This is a genomic window from Nocardia elegans NBRC 108235 (assembly GCF_001612845.1).
Lineage (GTDB): Bacteria > Actinomycetota > Actinomycetes > Mycobacteriales > Mycobacteriaceae > Nocardia > Nocardia nova.
Genome location: NZ_BDBF01000022.1, coordinates 1 through 12,605 on the forward strand (window position 1 = coordinate 1; position 12,605 = coordinate 12,605).

Annotated in this window: 14 protein-coding genes; 7 read left to right on the top strand and 7 right to left on the bottom strand. The window is 68.6% G+C overall.

Translation table 11 applies throughout. The features are described from left to right. On the bottom strand, positions 1-676 hold a 676-nt coding region (locus tag NE2_RS16925), incomplete at its 3' end, for a biotin/lipoyl-containing protein (protein ID WP_305781573.1). 411 nt (positions 677-1,087) lie between these two features. Between NE2_RS16925 and NE2_RS16930 the strand changes: the two genes are divergently transcribed. Next, a complete protein-coding gene (locus NE2_RS16930) occupies positions 1,088-1,438 on the top strand; it encodes a hypothetical protein (RefSeq protein ID WP_030515322.1) in 351 nt (116 codons plus the stop codon). Between the two features lie 191 nt (positions 1,439-1,629). Here NE2_RS16930 and NE2_RS16935 read toward each other — a convergent pair whose 3' ends face one another. Then, positions 1,630-3,138, bottom strand: coding sequence for a leucyl aminopeptidase (locus NE2_RS16935; protein WP_063027295.1), 1,509 nt, complete (start codon positions 3,136-3,138; stop codon positions 1,630-1,632). Positions 3,139-3,301: 163 nt separating this feature from the next. Between NE2_RS16935 and NE2_RS16940 the strand changes: the two genes are divergently transcribed. After that, positions 3,302-3,859 (top strand): RNA 2'-phosphotransferase, encoded by a 558-nt coding sequence (locus NE2_RS16940; RefSeq protein ID WP_063027303.1) that lies wholly within the window; start codon positions 3,302-3,304, stop codon positions 3,857-3,859. A 60-nt stretch (positions 3,860-3,919) separates the two neighbouring features. Here the strand turns inward: NE2_RS16940 and NE2_RS16945 are convergent, their stop codons facing one another. Next, the gene (locus NE2_RS16945) at positions 3,920-4,582 is read right to left on the bottom strand and encodes a phosphate signaling complex PhoU family protein (protein WP_063027520.1); all 663 of its coding nucleotides are present in this window, start codon (positions 4,580-4,582) and stop codon (positions 3,920-3,922) included. Positions 4,583-4,957: 375 nt separating this feature from the next. Here NE2_RS16945 and NE2_RS16950 point away from each other — a divergent pair, with 375 nt between their 5' ends. The 3 genes from NE2_RS16950 to NE2_RS16960 all read left to right on the top strand — a co-directional run bounded on the left by NE2_RS16950 (position 4,958) and on the right by NE2_RS16960 (position 7,107). Beyond that, entirely contained in the window at positions 4,958-5,800 is an 843-nt protein-coding gene (locus NE2_RS16950; protein ID WP_063027522.1) for a ParA family protein, read from the top strand. 112 nt (positions 5,801-5,912) lie between these two features. After that, the gene (locus NE2_RS16955) at positions 5,913-6,725 is read left to right on the top strand and encodes a class I SAM-dependent methyltransferase (protein ID WP_063027305.1); all 813 of its coding nucleotides are present in this window, start codon (positions 5,913-5,915) and stop codon (positions 6,723-6,725) included. A gap of 91 nt (positions 6,726-6,816) precedes the next feature. Next, on the top strand, positions 6,817-7,107 hold the full coding sequence (locus NE2_RS16960; protein ID WP_030515317.1) for a hypothetical protein: 291 nt from the start codon (positions 6,817-6,819) through the stop codon (positions 7,105-7,107). Positions 7,108-7,135: 28 nt separating this feature from the next. Here the strand turns inward: NE2_RS16960 and NE2_RS16965 are convergent, their stop codons facing one another. The 3 genes from NE2_RS16965 to NE2_RS16975 all read right to left on the bottom strand — a co-directional run bounded on the left by NE2_RS16965 (position 7,136) and on the right by NE2_RS16975 (position 9,095). Further along, the gene (locus NE2_RS16965; RefSeq protein ID WP_063027524.1) at positions 7,136-7,669 is read right to left on the bottom strand and encodes a dihydrofolate reductase family protein; all 534 of its coding nucleotides are present in this window, start codon (positions 7,667-7,669) and stop codon (positions 7,136-7,138) included. A 2-nt stretch (positions 7,670-7,671) separates the two neighbouring features. Beyond that, positions 7,672-8,589: a helix-turn-helix domain-containing protein gene (locus NE2_RS16970; protein ID WP_218018619.1), complete on the bottom strand. Its 918-nt coding sequence runs from the start codon at positions 8,587-8,589 to the stop codon at positions 7,672-7,674. An 83-nt stretch (positions 8,590-8,672) separates the two neighbouring features. Continuing rightward, entirely contained in the window at positions 8,673-9,095 is a 423-nt protein-coding gene (locus tag NE2_RS16975; RefSeq protein WP_051755959.1) for a DUF1707 SHOCT-like domain-containing protein, read from the bottom strand. A 349-nt stretch (positions 9,096-9,444) separates the two neighbouring features. Here NE2_RS16975 and NE2_RS16980 point away from each other — a divergent pair, with 349 nt between their 5' ends. Then, a complete protein-coding gene (locus NE2_RS16980; RefSeq protein WP_063027309.1) occupies positions 9,445-10,497 on the top strand; it encodes a mechanosensitive ion channel family protein in 1,053 nt (350 codons plus the stop codon). A gap of 19 nt (positions 10,498-10,516) precedes the next feature. After that, on the top strand, positions 10,517-11,371 hold the full coding sequence (locus NE2_RS16985; protein ID WP_063027311.1) for a TIGR03621 family F420-dependent LLM class oxidoreductase: 855 nt from the start codon (positions 10,517-10,519) through the stop codon (positions 11,369-11,371). Positions 11,372-11,375: 4 nt separating this feature from the next. Here the strand turns inward: NE2_RS16985 and NE2_RS16990 are convergent, their stop codons facing one another. Continuing rightward, on the bottom strand, positions 11,376-12,506 hold the full coding sequence (locus tag NE2_RS16990) for an ImmA/IrrE family metallo-endopeptidase (protein ID WP_063027313.1): 1,131 nt from the start codon (positions 12,504-12,506) through the stop codon (positions 11,376-11,378). Positions 12,507-12,605 lie beyond the last annotated feature (99 nt).

Here is a 12,605-nt window from a genome sequence, read left to right on the forward strand (position 1 = left end):
CTGGAGCCGGGGCGGGTGCGGACTGCGCGGCGGCGGGCGAACCGCTGCCGATCACGCCGAGCTGGCCGCCGACCGACACCACGTCGTCCTCGTTCGCGCTGATCTCGAGCAGCGTGCCGGCCACCGGCGACGGGATTTCGGTGTCGACCTTGTCGGTGGAGACCTCGAGCAGCGGCTCGTCGACCTCGACCTGGTCACCGACCTGCTTGAGCCAGCGGGTGACGGTGCCCTCGGTGACGGATTCGCCGAGTTCCGGCATCTTCACCGGGGTGCCGTCGGCGGCGCCGCCGGACTGTGCGGCGGGCGCGGGCTGCTGCGCGGGAGCCTCCTGCGCGGGGGCCTGCTGGGCGGGCGCTTCCTGCGCGGGCGCGGATTCAGCCGGTGCCTGCTGCGCAGGTGCTTCCTGGGCCGGGGCGGGCGCCGGCGCGGATTCCTCACCGGCATCGCCGATCACGCCCAGTTCGCCGCCGACCTCGACGACGTCGTCTTCCTGGGCCACGATCTTGGTGAGTACACCCGCTGCGGGGGACGGGATTTCGGTGTCGACCTTGTCGGTGGACACTTCGAGCAGGGGCTCGTCGACCTCGACCGTGTCTCCTTCCTGCTTCAGCCACCTGGTCACAGTGCCCTCGGTGACGCTCTCACCAAGAGCTGGCATCTGGACGGAGAAGGCCATGTCCGTTGACTCCTCTAACTGCTCGACGGGTTCACAACAGTTCGTCTCTCGGCGGGGGCGCGCCGCGGTCGCGGCGAGCACCCGACTGCCACCGAACATTCCTGTGGCACCGGAGATCCGTGCGGTTCTTGTTCCGGTTCTCCATCCTTGCACTCGCCGTTGCGATACGTACCACAGGGCAGGCGGTCGGCGGGCCCATGGCGACATCACAGCATCCGTGCCGCTGCGGAGAGCTGCCTCGATGTCGATCGTCCGGCCCGGCGTGTCTGATTCGACACCCCGCGCGAAACCGCCGGGTCGGGACACGGTGCCCGCGGCGGACCTGGGCATCCGCCCGAAATGCCCGACAGCTGGCACTATCGATGGATCGGGAGCGCACGCACTCGACATGCGAACAGGAGGTAGGCGGCCGTGGGGTTGCTCGATCGTTTCCGCGGCGGCCGCGCGGGTAGAGGCGCCGACGCCTCCGATATCCGGTATCTGGCCGACTGGGTGCGCACCCACGTGGGCGTCGAGGCGTATATCGAACCCAAGACGACAGTGACCGATGTCACAGCGATACTTATCGCCGCCGATGGGGAATGGACGCGCCGGGTCGTGGGCGAGCGCGGCGCGCGCCAATTGTCGAGCCGCCTGGGGATTCCCGTCTACGACGTGGGCCGCACCGGTTACCCGCAGCGCATGCGCGACTACGACGCCCGCAAACGCATCGAGCGTAAGCGCGCGCTGGAGGCCGATCTGCGGGATCTGTCCGCGGAGTAAGCGTCCGCGGACAGATATCCGCAAGTCGATCCAGCAGGGAGCGGCGCCCCGTCGCAAGGGCGGCGGGCACGCGCCGACGATGCCGATCACTCCAGGCGGCGGTTACCCGGGGCGATGGTCACACGCCGACCGAGACCCCGGCCGGCCACGTCCGAGCGTGCCGCCGGGGTTTTCGAATGCTGTTGTGCCGCTTATTCGCCCGCGATATCGGTCAACACGGCGACCAGCGTGCGCACGGGAACGCCGGTGCCGCCCTTGCCGATGTAGCCGAACGGCCCGCCGGTGTTGTAGGCCGGACCCGCCACATCCAGATGCGCCCACTGCACACCCTCGGGCACGAATTCCTTCAGATAGGTTCCGGCGACCAGCATGCCGCCCCAGCGGTGCGGGGACACGTTGGCCATATCGGCGACCTTCGAATTCAGGTCGGCGCGCAATTCGCTGGGCAGCGGCATCGGCCAGCCGTTCTCGCCGACCTCCTGCGACAGCCGCGCGACCCGGTCGCGGAACTCCTCGGTGCCCATCACGCCGGGGGTGCGGGTGCCGAGTGCGACCATCTGGGCGCCGGTCAGCGTCGCGACGTCGATCAGGTAGTCCGGATCGTCCTCGCCCGCCCGCACGATCGCGTCGGCCAGGATCAGCCGGCCCTCGGCGTCGGTGTTGATGACCTCGATCGTGGTGCCGCCGTACTGGGTGAGCACATCACCCGGACGCTGCGCGGTTGCGGAGGGCATGTTCTCGGCCATCGGCACCGTCGCGGTGACCGTGATCGGGAGCCCGAGCCGCGCCGCCACCAGGGTGGTCGCGATGACCGCCGCGGCGCCACCCATATCGGAGGTCATATTCTCCATATTGGCCGCCGGCTTGATCGAGATGCCGCCGGTGTCGAAGGTGATGCCCTTACCGATCAGGGCGACCTTCGTGTCCCCGCCGGAGTAGGTGATGCGGATCAGCCGCGGCGGGCGCGAGGAGCCCTTGCCGACGCCGACGATGCCGCCGTAACCGCCAGCCTCCAACTGCTTCTCGTCGAGGATCTCCACCTCGAGTCCGGCCGCCCGCGCCAATTCCGCTGCGCGCTCGGCGAATTCGGCCGGAAAGAGCGCGTTCGGGGGAGTGTTGACGAAATCGCGCGCGGTCGCGACCGCCTCGGCGACGGCCTGGGCGCGGAACAGTTCCTCCTCGCCGGAATCGGCTGTGGGAACCAGGAATTCGACCCGCTGCAGCGGTTGTTCGGCCGGCTTGGGCGCGGACTTGTCGGACTTGAACGTGGTGAAGGTGTAGGCACCGAGGTAGAAGCCCTCGGCGGCGGCGCCCAGATCCAGTCCGGACAGCGTGGTGACGGCCGTGGCGGTGCCGGCGAGCGAGCGGGCGGCCACACCGGCGGATTTGCGGATCTGCTCGGCATCCAGCGCGTCCTGTCCGCCGAGTCCGACCGCGAGCACACTGGTCGCGCCGAGCCCGTCCGGTGCCGGGATCCGGGTCAGCTCCTCGGCCTTCCCCTTCGCGCCGACGGCCAGCAGCGAGGCCAGCAACTGCTCCCGGGTGCCGGCATCGAGCACCCCGTCGAACACGTCGGCCGCGGCGATCACGGGCCCGTCGTCGGTGGACAGAAGTCCGACCACGAGGACATCGGTGTCGGGGCCGATGCTCTCGGTACGTGCCAGTTCCGGGCCGAGTGAACGATCTGCAACAGCTGTCATGCGCCCAGGTTACTGGGTGGGCTCGGAGCACCATGGGGGGAGCGACGCGGTCGGAGACGGTGGTGCGCGTGACCACGGAGGCCGCCACCGAGCACGACGGGAGCCCGCCCGACGGAATTCGCTGGTGCCGGTTCGCGGTGGCATGCCATTGTGGTGATGAACTATGAACGATCGAGAACTGGTGCGCTTGTCGAAGCGCCTGTCGAAATGGCTGCGGCACGATCCGCGGGGAATCGGCCTGGACCCGGACGCGGCCGGCTGGGTGCCGGTGGACGTCCTGCTGCGGCAGGCGAACGCTGCCGGAACGACGATCACTCGTGCCGACCTGGACGCGGTGGTCGCCCGAAACAACAAGCAGCGCTACGAATTCGACGAGAGCGGCACATCGATCCGCGCCCGGCAAGGGCATTCCATTCCGGTCGAACTCGGCTATACCGCGGTCGAACCGCCGCCGATCCTCTTCCACGGCACGGCCGAGCATCTGGTCGATGTGATCATGGCCGAGGGGCTGCGTCCGATGCGCCGGCATGCGGTCCACCTGTCGGCGGATGTGGAAACCGCACGCGCGGTGGGCGGTAGGCATGGGCGCCCGGTGGTCTTCGACGTCGCGGCCGGGCGGATGCATCGCGACGGGCAGTCGTTCTACCGCACCGGCAATGGAGTCTGGCTGGTGAATGCGGTCGTGCCGGTGTATCTCTCGCTGAGAACCTCCGCAGGCTGAGTTGGGAATTGCCGGGGACTGCCTCGAGCCGACGCGCTCCCGCCCGGGTGCGAGTTCGGCTCACTCCTCGTCGGTCTGCGCCGACAGCGGTACGCCGGTGTGGAAGAACCGGATCAGCCGCCCGATCCGCACGCAGTGTGCGGCGCAGCGCTCGAAATGGTGCGCCAGCAGGGCCGTTTCGACCGCCATCGCATTGCCGTGATGCCAGCCGTCGTCGGCGACCGCCCGCAGCAGTCGCTGCTGGAGCTGTTCGATCGCCGGATCCGGCGGAATCAGCGTGGTATCCGGTTCCACCTGCTGGGCCGAGATCACCGCGATGGCCGCGGCGGTGAGGTCGACCAACGCCGCGGCCATCGCCGAGAGTTGATGCGTGATGTCCTCGGGCGCCACGGGTTCCGGGAATTTCCGCACCACACCGTCGGCCACCCGGCTGAGCCCGCCCGCGATGCCGGACAGATCCTCCGCGATCTGGATGGCGGTCACCACATTGCGCAGATCCCGCGCGACCGGCGCCTCCAGGGCGAGCAGAATCACCGACCGGTCCTCGCATTTGGCGTGCTCGGCCTGGATTCTCTCCTCCAGCGCGAACACCTCGTAGGCAGCGGTCAGATCGGCGTTCTCGATCGCCACCGCGGCGCGTTCGGCCGCCTCGTGTGCCAACCGAGCCATATGAGCGAGCTCTTCGGTGAGCGCCGCGAGTTCGGAGGAGAATTTCGTTCGCACTCTGGTATCTTCGCCGCCCACCGCGCCGAACGTGCAATATCGCAGGAAAAGTCGTCGAATATCCGCCTCGCGGGTCGGTGTCGCGCAGTGCCGCAGCGCGTGTCGATCATTAAGGTGTAGCGCACCGTGCCGACGGTTGTGCGAATGGAGGCTCTCGGGCTGGTGGAGTTACGAAGCGAGACATTATCCGGACAGCGCACGGAATCGGTCGAGGTCGTGGGTCCGCTCGATGCGGCACAGCCGGCGAACGCGGCGGCGGGCGACGAGGACGGTTTCGATTGGCTGGGCCGTACCCGGGCCGGCCGGGTGCTGCGGCTGGAACGGCCGCAACGGATCTGGGAGGGCGAGCGCACGCCGGGCCGCTCGCGCCCGTACGTGGTGGCGACCTTCAACTTGAAGGGCGGCGTGGGCAAGACCACCACCACCGCCGCGCTGGCCGAAATCCTGTCCGCCGAATTCGACAAGCGGGTCCTGCTGATCGATCTGGATCCGCAGGCCAATCTCACCGCGATGATGGTCGGCGAAAACCGCTCGGTGGAACTGGATTCCGCGGGCCAGACCCTGGCCGCGATCTTCGCCGCCGCTCTGGCCGGGCGGCCCGCGCCCGATGTGCGCGCGCTGATCCAGCACGAGGTGTCGCCCATGCACGCCGTCACCACCGTCGATCTGCTGCCCGCCTCGCCGAAACTGATTGCGCTGCAGGACGAGATGCCCGCACTGCGCCACGGCGAGCCCACCGCGGTGCTGGCCCGGGCGCTGTCGGGGGTGCTCGAGGACTACGACTACGTCCTCGTCGACTGCCCGCCGAATCTCGGCCCGATCACCCAGAACGGTCTGCGGCTGTCCGACGGGTACATGATCCCCACCATCCCGGACATCATGTCCACCTACGGAATTCCGCCGGTGCAGGCGCATCTGCGCCACCTCGCCGCGCGCTGGGGCGACCCCCTGGAGGAACTCGGGGTCGTGGTCACCAAGTACCGGCGTTCCTCCGCGGTCCACCGCACCACCCTGGAGATCCTGCAGGCCAATCGCACGCTGCCGCGGCTGTTCCCGACCCGCATCCCCGACTCCAATCAGATCGCCGCCGCGGCCGCGTTCACCGACTTCGGCAGTCTGCGCAGGAAATACGGGACGGGCGGGCAGTTCCTGGCCCTGCGCGAACTGACCGCGGACTTTCTGGCGACGACGCGAATAACCCTCGCGTGGGGGCGGTGAGGAGCGCAGGCCACGAGCAATGACCCGTAAATTCTCGTCAACCATGCATTGACAATCTTATTTTAGTCAACTGATGGTTGACGATCGCGTCGACTCGTCCTAGCGTGGGCGCATGTCCTCCACCGAACCGCCCGCACCGGCGATCACGCCCGACCAGCGCCGGTCGACCGGCGAATCCTTCGGCATCGATCCCGCCCGCTACGACCGCACCCGCCCGCCCTATCCGCAAGCCATGATCGACCGCATCGTCGCGGCGAGCCCGGGCCGGAGCTACCTGAACGCCGGCTGCGGAACCGGCATCGAAGCGCGGCAGTTCCGCGCCGCGGGCTGCACCGTGCTGGGTGTCGAACCCGACGCCCGGATGGCCGACTTCGCGCGCCGTGACGGTCTGGACGTGGAGGTGGCCCGGTTCGAGGAGTGGGATCCGGCCGGGCGCGTCTTCGATGCCGTGGTGTCCGGGACCGCGTGGCATTGGATCGATCCGATCGAGGGTGCGCGCACGGCGGCGCAGGCATTACGCCCCGCCGGTCTGCTGGCGTTGTTCTGGCACGTCTTCGAGTTGCCGCCGGCCGTGGCCGAGGCCTTCGCCGAGGTCTACCGCCGGCTGCTCCCGGATTCGCCGTTCCGTCCGCCGACCCACCCCGACCGGGCAGCGGATCCCTACGAGCCGATACTCGTCAACTCCGCCAACGGGATTCGCGATGCCGGCGGATTCGACGAGGTGCGGCGGTGGCGCTTCGATTGGGAGCGTCGCTACACCCGCGACGAGTGGCTGGACCAGATGCCCACCCAGGGCACGCTGACGCGAGCTCCGGCAGAGGTGGTGGATCAGGTGCTCGCCGGCGTCGGCGCGGCCATCGACGCGATGGGCGGCGGCTTCACGATGCCGTACGCCACCATGGTCCTCACCGCCGCCCGACTGTGATCTGACTCACATCTCCGGTCTGGTGGAACCGCCGCGTCTCGGGAGCGTCCAAACCCATGACGGACAACACCTTTCGAGACAAGGAATCGGCATGATTCGCACTACTGCCGCACTTCTCGCCTCCGCCGCGATCGCGGGCTTCGGCCTGACGGCCGCGCAGGCGGCGGCTCCGCTCGCACCGGTACAGCATCAGGCCGTCGAACCGTCGGCCGCGCAGAACGGCTGCCCGCCGCCGCCGATCGGCCCGGACGGTCGCCCGCTGCCGCCGCCGCGGGGTGTGGACGGCAAGCCGCTGCCCCCGCCCACCGGCGCCGACGGTCAGCCGTGCCCGCCGCCGACCGGCCCCGACGGCCGTCCCTTGCCCCCGCCGCCCGGCGCCTGACCCGGAACGGCCTCGCGCGCGGTCGCGGCTAGCGGACGAGAGTGTAACGGGCGCAGGCGAATTCGCCGTTCTGGGCCAGTTCGGTGAGCTTCAACTCGACTCGGCGGGGCAGCAGCGGCTGTCCCGCCCCGAGCGTGATCGGCGCGATCGATACACACACCTCGTCCAGCAAACCGTGGTCGGCGAACTGCCCCGCCAGCTCGCCGCCGCCGACGATCCAGATGCTCTTGCCCGCCGCGGCCTCGGTCATCTCCTTGTGCACGACGGTGACCGGTTGCTGGGTGTACCGCACGTCGGCCCCGTCGGTGCGCGGATCGAAGTCGCGGTGGGTGAGGACCCACGCGGGCATCGTGTAGGGCCATTCCATATCGGGATGGTTGTCGAGGATCCACCGGTAGGTGTTGGCGCCCATGGCGATCGCGCCGATATCGGTGATGAACGTGTCGTAACCCATCGGTCCGTTGTTGTCGACCTGCCGGGTCACCAGCCAGTCCAGCCGATGGTCCGGTGTGGCGATGAATCCGTCCAGGGTGGTGGCGGTGTAGTAGACGGTGCGGGGCATGGTCATCCTCTCTTGCGCAACCACATGATCGGGTCGCCGTTGTCGTGTTCTGTTGTCTGATCAGGAAATTCGCTGTCGAGCCATTGGCGCACCAGCAGTCGCCGGTAGGCCGAATAGGTCAGAACGTGGGCGATCACGGAGCCGAGGACGAAACTCTCCGGCGGCTCGCACAGGGCGTCGATCAGGGTGTCGTCCCAGCCGCCACGGCGGTCGATGTCGCGGACGGTATCCAGCCATCGCGGCACCACCTGCTCGAATCGCCGCGTCAACTCGGGGAGGTCGTCGGAGCCGCGGTCGGGTTGATCAGTGCCTTCGATCGAGGCCAGCCACACCTGTTTGGTCCACACCAGGGTCGCGAGGACGGTCGCGATGGACGCGTCCGGTCCATCCCACGACAGCACCGCCGCCGTCGAACGCTGCCGCCGGTACCGTTCGTCGTCCAGGCTTTTCGCCCTGTCGAGGAGTTCGCGCGTGTCCTCCACGTCGTGGTGCAGCAGCAGCGACGTCGGATCCATATCGTGTCTGCCTTTCGGTTCGCCCTCCACCCACAGCGACATCGGCGGGTGGAAATGGATCCCGTTCACCGCGGGAAGCCAACGGGTGCGGGATGCGGCCGGCGTCGCGCTGGGCGGATGTCCGTAGGCGCGGCTGTAGGCCCGGCTGAACCCCTCGACCGAGTCGTATCCGGCGGCGAAGGCCACGTCCGTCACCGCCGCGCCACCACTCAACTGCCAGGCGGCGCGTTCCAGCAGCACCCGCCGCCGCATCGCCACCGGTGACTCGCCGGTGCCGCGCGAGAATTGCCGGGAGAAGTGATAGGGCGAGACGAAGGCCCCCTGCGCCATCGCGCTCAGCGTGGTGTTGTTCTCATCGAGAACGGAATCGAGCAGTTCCCGTAATCGGTCACGTCCGGTCGTCACACCGTTCAGTGTGGTCGGCGCGGGTTATCTCGCGCTTGACCGATCTTGCGCATGTCCGCGCGAACCGGCTCCGTGCCGTGCTTTCACACACGGTAGTGCCGCCGGGGGCCGTATCCGGGCGGGCCGTATCCGCGGCGGTGGTGGATGAACAGGAAGAACAGCGCCGGGAAGACGAAGAACGGAATCATATGTGTGGTGGCGACGATCACCACACCGACCACCACGGCGGCCAGCAGCAGAACCGGGAACATCGGTCGTGGCCGGCGCTGCTCGCGCTGCGGGCGGGCCGGCGGGGCCGGTTGCGGACGCGGCAGGTCGGCGAACAGGACGATCAGGTCGGCGGCCGTTTTCGCGGCATAGGCGCGGCTCACGCGCTCGTCGTATTCGTCGAGTTCGAGGCGCCCGGCCGCGAAATGGTCGCCGAGCGCGGCCGCGGCCTGTTCACGTTCGGCCGTGCCGACGCGGACGCTCGGCGACCCGAACACCGCGGGGTCGAAATCGGTCATGGCAACCGCCTCACCGGGAGAACGAAATCACGATGCACCCAGCGTAGGACGGTTCGGCGAATCGTGCCTGCGCCCGCGGGCGTATCCACGGCTACGCCCCGCGACGGACCCGGCGCGTATCACCCGGCGTATACGGTGTGGATCAGTCCCCGGATGCGCCCCGGATGAGCGAGGAAAATACCCGGAAGCCTTGCGGTGAAACACCATTCACCGCGTCGGCGCAGGTCGCGAAAGTGTCGGATTTCGCACAGCTGTGAGCCGCGGCGACCTCCGGTTTCGCTCGGTAGCGTGGCTGGAAACCCGAGAGACAGCAAGCCCGAGATACAGCCATCGCAAGGAGTTGGAAGCCTTGGAGGAGGTACTTCGACCGCTGGTGGTCTTCGCCGCGACGCTCGCGGTCACCATCGCACTCGGCGCGGTGGTCGACCGCCTGTTGAATCACGCCGCGCAGAAGCATCCCGCTAACCGACTGCCCGGTCTACTGCGTCGCGTCCACCTGCCGTTGCAGGTGTTCCTGGCGACGATCGCCCTGCATTTCACCTATCCGCTGGCAGAGATCCACCTGCGCCACGACGCCGTCGTGCTGAACATCCTCGCCGCGGTGGCGATTCTTTCCGCCGCCTGGGTGGTGATGCGCGCCGTCGACGCGGTCGCCGAGAACACGCTGGACAAGTACGCGCACCGCACCCACGACATCGCCAAGGTGCGGCGGCTGCATACGCAGCTGACCTTGGTCCGGCGCATCATCACCACGGTGCTGGCGATCACCACCGCTGCGGTCGCGATCCTGCTGTTGTTCCCGAATCTGCGGACCCTCGGCACCTCGCTGCTGGCCTCGGCAGGCATCATCGGCGTGATCGCCGGTGTCGCCGCGCAGTCGACGCTGGGCAATCTCGTGGCGGGCCTGCAGATCGCGTTCGGTGATTCGGTGAAGATCGGCGACACCGTCGTGGTCGAGGGGGAGTGGGGCACGGTGGAGGAGATCACGCTGTCGTTCCTCACGGTCCGCATCTGGGACGACCGCCGCCTCACCATGCCGGTCTCGTACTTCAATTCGAAACCGTACGAGAACTGGTCCAAGGGCGGCCCGCAGATCACCGGCACGGTCTTCCTCTATCTGGACACCAGCACGCCGGTCGCCGAACTACGCGAACATCTGCGCGACTATCTGCGCACCCGTGACGATTGGGACGGGCGCAGCTGGAATCTGCTGGTCACCGACAGCACCCCCTTCGGCATCCAGGTCCGCGCCTCCATGTCGGCCCGCAACGCCGACGACGTGTGGACGCTGCGCTGCGCGGTCCGCGAGGAACTGCTGGCCTGGCTGCGCACCGAGCATCCGAACGCGCTGCCGAAGGTGCCGACCAGCGTGGTCGAACGCGACCATGCGATGGCCGAGTAGCCGCCTATAGAGTCGTGGGGTGCGCGAATTCCGCTTCGGAGTCAATTTCCTCAGCCCCGGGTCCGCCGACGAGTGGGCCGCGAAATGCCGGCGGGCCGAATCCCTCGGCTACGACGTTCTGCTGGTCCCCGATCACCTGGAACTTCCGGCGCCCTTCCCGTCGGTGCTGGCCGCCGCGCAGGCAGCCGAACGCCCGCGGGTGGGCACCTTCGTCCTGAACGCCGCGTTCTGGAACCCGGTCCTGCTGGCCCGCGACGTGGTGAGCACCGCCCAGCTCACCGGCGGCCGGCTCGAACTCGGTCTCGGAACCGGTTACGTGCGGGACGAATTCGAGGAAGCCGGCATCGAATTCGGCACCCCCCGCACCCGGGTCGACCACCTCGAGAAGACCCTGACCGAACTCCGGCGGCTGCTGCCCGAGCCGCGTCCCACCATCCTGCTGGGCGGCAGCGGTAACCGCATGCTGCGGCTGGCCGCCCGCCACGCCGACATCATCGCCTTCACCGGCGGCGAACCCGTCCCCGGCGCCACCGACGGCTCGATGCGGCTGTCCAGTGCCGAGACGGTCGACGAACGCGTCGCCGCGGCACGGCGTTTCGTCACCGAGTACGACCGCGATCCGGAATTCAACATCCTCGTCCAGCAGGTCGTCGAAACGACCGACCGCAAGGCCGCCGCCACCGAGATCGCCGCGCAGATGCATCATTTGAGCGTCGAAGAGGTGCTGGACGCGCCGACCCTGCTGATCGGCACGCCCGCCGAGATGGCCGATCAGATGCGCGAACGCCGGGAAAGGTACGGCTTTTCCTATGTCACCGTGCTGGAGCCGGCGATGGAGGGGTTCGCGAAGGTGATGCGGGAAGTGCGGGGCTGAGCCGTTAGTGCACGACCGACAGGTGCGGACCGATCTGCGCCTCGCCGAGGACTTCCGCGAGAAGCCATGAGTTCCATCGCAATTCGTCGGTGAGTTCGGTGCGCCCGAACCCCGCGTTGTGCGCGCGCACCACGGCCTCCGCGAGCAGGCCGGGGCCCTCGCCGGGATATTCGGCGACCGGCTCGCGGTCGTGGTGCAGGGTCCGGGTCGCTTCGATGCTGCGCATCCGAGGCGTCCGGTCCCGCACGATCCGCCTGATCACCTCGGTCGGCACACCCCACTGGCGCGCGAGCGCCGCCGGGCTGGGGAAGTGAATCGGCGACGGGCACAGCCGGTCCATCTCCTCGGCGGGAACGAGCAGTTCGGCGGCGAACCGGTCGGCCTCCAGCGCCTGAGTTCGATCTCCGGGCAGCGGGCAGGGGTGCAGCAGCAGATGACCGAGTGCGCGCGCACAGGCGAACCGGTAGCCGTACACGCATTGCGTATGCCGTGCGGCCACCACGATCAGCGAGCGGCCCCAGGTGTGCGTGGCGTAGGTGCCGACCCGGGCCATGGCCGCGCTCGTCGCCGGCGCCAGAGCCACCACGATGCCGCGCGACTCGAGGGTCGCGCCGAGATGTGCCAGCGGGCCCGGAGCGATTCCCCAGTGGTCGCGAAGCAGGCGCGCGGCGTCGGCGGGTGATAGTCCCTGCTCGAGGGCGGGCAGGTCGAGCGCCGGAAACCGCATCCGGCAGCCCAGCGTGTACGCCAATTCCCAGATGTACTCCGCGAACACCACCGCCTTCGCGCGATCCGACGCCGACGCGGAACCGGGATCGTCGAAATGCACGTCCGCGGCGTCGATCCGGCACATCGGGCGCCCGGTGGCGAAGTACTCGACGGGGACCTTCAAGACCCGGGCCAGGTCGGCCGGAACGTCCGGATCGGGCTGCACGGCGCCGATCTCGTACTGTTCGACGACCGCGGCGGACAGACCGGCCGCGGCCGCGAGTTCGGCGACGGACAGTTCGGCCCAGCGCCGCGCCTGGGTCAGCCGGATCGGCTCGAATGCCGACGCGACGAATCCGCCCGGCTCGCCGCTGCGGTCGGTGAGGAGTTTCAGCCCGCGTCGGTCCTGTCGACCGTCACTGTCCACCCGAATTGTTTACCGCATCGACGAGGGCTGCGGGTGATCCGACCCGAGGAAAAATTCGGTTTCCGGCGAAGCGGACAAACTCGGCTGCGGCGAATTGTC

Excerpts from the sequence above, each read along its gene's own strand:
- NE2_RS16960 (WP_030515317.1), top strand. The coding sequence starts at position 6,817 with ATGATTCGCACTACTGCCGCACTTCTCGCCTCCGCCGCGATCGCGGGC.
- NE2_RS16935 (WP_063027295.1), bottom strand. The coding sequence starts at position 3,138 with ATGACAGCTGTTGCAGATCGTTCACTCGGCCCGGAACTGGCACGTACC.
- NE2_RS16955 (WP_063027305.1), top strand. The coding sequence starts at position 5,913 with ATGTCCTCCACCGAACCGCCCGCACCGGCGATCACGCCCGACCAGCGC.
- NE2_RS16965 (WP_063027524.1), bottom strand. The coding sequence starts at position 7,669 with ATGCCCCGCACCGTCTACTACACCGCCACCACCCTGGACGGATTCATC.
- NE2_RS16975 (WP_051755959.1), bottom strand. The coding sequence starts at position 9,095 with ATGACCGATTTCGACCCCGCGGTGTTCGGGTCGCCGAGCGTCCGCGTC.
- NE2_RS16940 (WP_063027303.1), top strand. The coding sequence starts at position 3,302 with ATGAACGATCGAGAACTGGTGCGCTTGTCGAAGCGCCTGTCGAAATGG.